This window comes from SAR324 cluster bacterium (assembly GCA_029245725.1).
Classification (GTDB): Bacteria; SAR324; SAR324; order SAR324; family NAC60-12; genus JCVI-SCAAA005.
Genome location: JAQWOT010000093.1, coordinates 1 through 4,539, shown reverse-complemented (window position 1 = coordinate 4,539; position 4,539 = coordinate 1). Strand labels below are relative to the sequence as shown.

Below are 4,539 nucleotides of genomic sequence, written 5' to 3'. Positions count from 1 at the left end.
AAATGGATCCTGAAAAACAAAGCGGATGTGCTGCCAAGCATTCCGCCACTCTTGCTCGGACAAATTTTAAATCTCACGCATTTGTCCCTCGATAGCTAATCGAATCTTGCCATCAGAGGGATCTATCAAACCAGCAATGGTTTGACCAAGTGTCGTTTTGCCACAGCCCGACTCACCCACAAGACCCAGCGTTTCCCCTTCTTTTATTTCCAGACTCACCTTAGTGACAGCACGAATCGTTTTCTCTTTTCTACGGATTAAGCCTGTTCGCTTCACAAATTGTCGAGAAACTGATTCCACTTGCAAAGCCACGTTTGCACGTGATTCCGTTTTCTCCCCTTCGTCACTGGTTGTGGCTACTCCCTTTTTTTCGAACTCTTCAGGAACACCTGCTCTCTCCAAAAAACACCGTACATTTGTACTGCCAAGATTGATTGGCGGCCGATCTATATTGCACAATTCTGACTTGGTGTGCTGACAGCGCGTTGAAAAAGCGCAACCTGTGGGCCTCTCAAACAGTGAGGGAACAATTCCTGGAATGACGGGCAGCCTCGTTTCCTGATTGCCAGCGTAATGTGGTGCAGCAGAAATAAGCGCTCTTGTGTAGGGATGACGGGGGTTGGAAAAAATTTGCTCAACTGGTCCTGATTCAACCACCTCTCCCAAGTACATAACCACAACTTCATCAGCAATTTCTGACACAACCCCCAGATCGTGAGTGATGAACAAGATGGACATCTCAAATTTTTTCTGGATCGTATGCATCAAATCCAGGATAACTGCTTGTGTGGTCACATCCAGGGCTGTCGTGGGTTCATCGGCAATCAACAGGCGAGGATTTGTCATCAGCGCCATGGCAATCATGGCTCTTTGCCTCTGGCCACCTGAAAGCTCAAAAGTATAGGATTCCATCTGAGCCTGTGGATCAGGCATTCCAACTGCTTCCAGAACCTCAATCGCCCTGGCTCTTGCCTGGTTTTTGGTGACCCTTTCGTGTTGTCGCAGAGCTTCAACGATTTGATTCCCGATCGTGTAGAAGGATGACAGCGCAGTCATCGGTTCCTGAAAAATCATCGTTGCATCATTCCCACGCAACCTTCGTAAGACTTTGGAATCAGGCTTCAAACCCGCTATATCTACGAGTGTCCCGGTTGGATCAGAGTAGTGGATCGTTCCTTGGTCAATCGTCGAATTGGCACCTGTGATCCCCAAGAGCGTTCTGGCAGTTACCGACTTTCCACAACCAGATTCCCCTACAAGACAAATCGTTTTGCTTTTTGGAATGTCAAAGGAAACATCTTTAAGCGCCTGGAGGCGACGCTTCTCTTCCCAGAAAGAAACAGAAAGCCCTTGGACAGACATCAAGAGATCAGGTCTCATAAGGATCCCCCGCATCTCGCAGGCCATCACCAAGAAAGTTCAAAGACAGGACTGCTAGTACGACAGCAAAGCCAGGAAGAAACAGCCAGGGAGCCGTCGAAATCGATTTAAGATTCTGCGCTTCCTGCAACAGCACCCCCCAACTGACAACTGGTTGCCGAAGGCCGATCCCCAGAAAGCTTAAAGACGTTTCAGCGATGATCATCCCCGGAATCGCCAGGGTTACCACTGCAATAATGTGAGAGAGAAAATTAGGAAGCATGTATTTGAAAATAATGCGCATCGGCCGATTTCCATCCAGCCTTGCTGCCTTGATAAAATCTTCATCTTTGAGAGCCATAAAACGTCCTCGCACAACGCGGGCGAGTCCGGTCCATCCAATGATCGAAAGAATGATTGTGATCAAGAAATAAGTCTGAATAGGTGGAGCTGTCGGTGGGATCGCAGCGGCTAAACCAATCCATAATGGGATCGAAGGAATGGACTGCAAAATTTCAATCATTCGCTGAATACCAAGGTCGATGAAACCACCAAAAAACCCTGAAATTCCTCCAATCATGATTCCCAAAATCAAACTCAGCGCGACACCCACCAAACCAATGGTCATGGACACGCGGGTCGCATGGATCGTCCTACTGAGAACATCTCGCCCCAACCTGTCAGCACCAAAAAAATAAACACGGTCGCTTTTCTTAATCGGACCGAAGAGGTGTCGATCATAATCAAACAAGCCCCAAAGTTCGTATTTATCCCCTCTCACCCAAAAACCCAGTGGAATGATTTTTCGTGAATCTTCTATGAAAGTTCGCTTCCCAGAGTCATAGTCGACTTTTGAGCGATATCCTAGGACGTGAAGCTGGAAAGTTTCCTGTCCAGATCGATCCTGAACGAAGAAACGAATCGATTGGGGTGGAGCATAGACATCACGAGCTTTATAGGTGGATTGTGAGTGAGGCGCCAGGAATTCAGTGAATGCAGCAACCAGGTAAATGAAAATCGTGAACAAGAACCCCAAAAAGCCCAAACGATGTCGCCGGAATCTTCGCCAGATCAATGTTCCGTAGCTAGCGTTATCTGCAGCGAAACTCACATCATTTCTCCTTCCCTCGCTTGGCGTCTGATGCGCGGATCCAATAACATCAGGCCGAGATCTGAAAATAGAGTTCCTAACACAGCAAGAAAGCTCAGGAACATGATCAAGGAAGATGCGAGGTACAAATCTTCTTCTTTGAGAGCTTGCAAGAGAAGAGGCCCTGTCGTTTGCAGACCCAGTACGACAGCAACAATTGTTTCACCCGAGATGATTTTTACAAATAGGTCATTCAAATCGGAAACAAAGGGATTCAGCGAATGTCTCACGGGATATTTAATGACCAGATTTAATTCTGTGAGTCCTTTCGCTCGGGCTGTCAGCACATACGGACGATGCAATTCATCAAGGAGGTTAGCTCGAATTTTTCGGATAACTTCTGCAGTCCCAGCTGTCCCCAGAACAATTGTTGGAATCCAGAGGTGAGACAGTAGATCGAGGAATTTATCGAATGACCAGGGAGCATTGATATACTCTGGAGAGAATAGTCCTCCAACGCTTTGGCCAAAATAACGGAATGAAATGTAGAGGAGAACAAGTGCTAGGAGAAAATTTGGTACCGCAAGCCCCACAAAACCTATAAAAGTGGCTGCATAATCTCCAAGAGAATACTTACGAACCGCAGAATAGATTCCGATTGGGATCGCTACGATCCAAATGAACATCAAAGTAACGACGGAGAGGGTCGTTGTCAGTCCCAGGCGTTGAGATATCAATTCAGAAACTGGAACGTCCCACCCGAAGGAGTATCCGAAATCTCCACGAAAGAGAATATTTCCCATCCAAATCAGATATTGTTCTAACGCGCTCTGATCGAGTCCATACATTCGGCGTAGATCAGCAATCTCATGCTCCTCAAAAACCTCCCCGTACTGGTTGGCCTCCAATACGATCCTATCTACGAAATCGCCAGGTGGTAGAATGATAATGAAGAAGGAAACCACAGTGATGACGAAAACCGTAATCATCATCAAAGAAAGTCTTCGGACGAGGAATCTAAGCATCTGAATAGGATGTCAAGGCGGGGCGAAGATCTCGAAGCAATCTCAATCTTCACCCCAAGTGACTTACTGCTTATCCTTCGTTATGTAAAAGGTTGAAAAGTTTGCAGGAGAAATTCCAGGATACATCCAACCCTCCATCAGAGGCTCAGGCACATTGCGGAGGCGATTGCTGACAGCCCGATAGTTTCCGGCTGGCAGAGCAATTCCAATGCGAGGGAAGTTATCTGTCACCAGTTCCAAAAATTCACCCATCACCGCATCTTGCTTGGCACCAGCGACCAGGGGAATCTGATCAATCAGCTCCAGCATTCGCTTCACATTGGCGGGGGGCTCTACTCCCTCTTTCCCTTTGGTGTCATGATATTTCTTCCAATCAAGATCATTGTCTGCTCCAAGCAGATCATTAGGAGCTAAGAGAGGTAAGCGACCCGCTCCATTTTCGGATAGCCAAAGACCGATATCATTATCAGTTGCTCCGCGTCGACTGGTGGATGTTGCATCCGAAAGAACCTCAATCACCGTTTCTACTCCGACAGCCTCCCAGTAGCCCTTGATCAACTCCATCATGTCAACCCAGTCGGACTTGAAGTCTTTGTTGACCGCAATGACAACGACAAAACGGTCACCGTTGGGGCGCAACCGAAATCCGTCACTGTCTTTCTTACTGAGTACTTTATCCAAGTATTCTGCGGCAAGCTCAGGATCATATTCAGTGTACTGTTTGGCCATCTTTTTTGAATAAAACGGAGACCTTGGACGAGGAGCCACCTGATATGGTTCGCCCTGACCTAGAAAGACAACATCAATCAACTCTTCTCGGTCAATTGCGTGGGACAACCCGATGCGGAAGTTCTTGTCCCGATAAACAGAAGCCCTGAAGGTGTCAGGATGATTCTCAGGGAACTGAAAATTAGCCACGTTCATATCGGCTGAGTCTGCGGCTACAAAACGGTAGTCTCCCTGCTCCATGTTTTCAAAGAAGACACTTCGGTTCGCAGGGGTGGATATATTGACCCGGCTAATATCAACTTCACCGGTCAGCGATTTTGCCAACTGGATTTCAGT

General features: G+C 47.3%; 4 protein-coding genes. All 4 read right to left on the bottom strand.

Features of this window, described 5'->3' with window-relative positions; all coding sequences use genetic code 11:
* Positions 1–66 precede the first annotated feature (66 nt).
* On the bottom strand, positions 67–1,380 hold the full coding sequence (locus P8O70_04170; protein MDG2196077.1) for an ATP-binding cassette domain-containing protein: 1,314 nt from the start codon (positions 1,378–1,380) through the stop codon (positions 67–69).
* The gene (locus P8O70_04165) at positions 1,370–2,470 is read right to left on the bottom strand and encodes an ABC transporter permease (GenBank protein MDG2196076.1); all 1,101 of its coding nucleotides are present in this window, start codon (positions 2,468–2,470) and stop codon (positions 1,370–1,372) included. The genes P8O70_04170 and P8O70_04165 overlap by 11 nt, the downstream gene beginning before the upstream one ends.
* Positions 2,467–3,474, bottom strand: coding sequence for an ABC transporter permease (locus P8O70_04160; protein ID MDG2196075.1), 1,008 nt, complete (start codon positions 3,472–3,474; stop codon positions 2,467–2,469). The genes P8O70_04165 and P8O70_04160 overlap by 4 nt, the downstream gene beginning before the upstream one ends.
* Before the next feature lie 63 nt (positions 3,475–3,537).
* Positions 3,538–4,539, bottom strand: a 1,002-nt coding sequence (locus P8O70_04155) for an ABC transporter substrate-binding protein (GenBank protein ID MDG2196074.1), incomplete at its 5' end; no start/stop codon positions are given.

Excerpts from the sequence above, each read along its gene's own strand:
- P8O70_04170 (MDG2196077.1), bottom strand. The coding sequence starts at position 1,380 with ATGAGACCTGATCTCTTGATGTCTGTCCAAGGGCTTTCTGTTTCTTTC.
- P8O70_04160 (MDG2196075.1), bottom strand. The coding sequence starts at position 3,474 with ATGCTTAGATTCCTCGTCCGAAGACTTTCTTTGATGATGATTACGGTT.